We start from the raw sequence: 721 nt of genomic DNA on the forward strand, positions 1-721 counted from the left end.
CGGTATGCCGAAACCCGAAATCCGCCGCGTATTGCTCGCGCAGATCAAAAAAGCGGTGCCCCACGCCTTCGCCCCGATAGGGCTTGAGCAGCACCGACTCTCCGAAATAGAACACCGAATCCAGCTCGGCACCCAATTGCCGGAACGGCACCTGGAACTCTTCATCCGCCTCACGTAGCGGTAGCGCCGTCGCCGCACCAACCAGCCGGTTGTATTCCAGCGCCAGCACAAACACGCTACGGTCAGACTGGGCATAGCGGTCCAGGTAACGGCGCTCGTAATCCAGATCCCCGTCGTAGAGATAGGGGTAATCCCGAAACACCGCAATACGCAATTGCGCCAGTGCATCCAGCCAGGGCTCGACGGCAATACCAGTAACCGGGCGAATTTCCACTGTGGACATGAGCGCTCCTGAATACCTGCGAACAAGGAATCACATGAATACCACGTCCAAGAGACAGCTACGAGCCTCTAGCTTCTAGGCTCGTAGCTCGTAGCTAAAACCTCACCCCGGCCAGGCAAGAATCAGCCCGGTGCACCAAAGCACTATAAACACCGCCTGGCGGAAACGCTCTTCATTCACCCGGTGATGCAACCACTCTCCCAACAGGATGGCCGCGATAACCACAGGTACCAGCAAACCGATACGCGGGGCTGCCGGCAGCAAAGTGCCGTCGATCAGGAACACCACGGTGAGCAGGCTGTTCAGCGACAGCCAGAC

General features: G+C 58.4%; 1 protein-coding gene and 1 pseudogene. Both read right to left on the reverse strand.

Translation table 11 applies throughout. The annotated features are described in order from the left end of the window. Positions 1 to 403, reverse strand: a 403-nt coding sequence (locus A3730_RS02475; RefSeq protein WP_063537411.1) for a hypothetical protein, incomplete at its 3' end; no start/stop codon positions are given. A 102-nt stretch (positions 404 to 505) separates the two neighbouring features. Continuing rightward, positions 506 to 721, reverse strand: a pseudogene (locus tag A3730_RS30915) (sulfite exporter TauE/SafE family protein); the annotation flags it as partial.

This window comes from Alcanivorax sp. HI0044 (assembly GCF_001634945.1).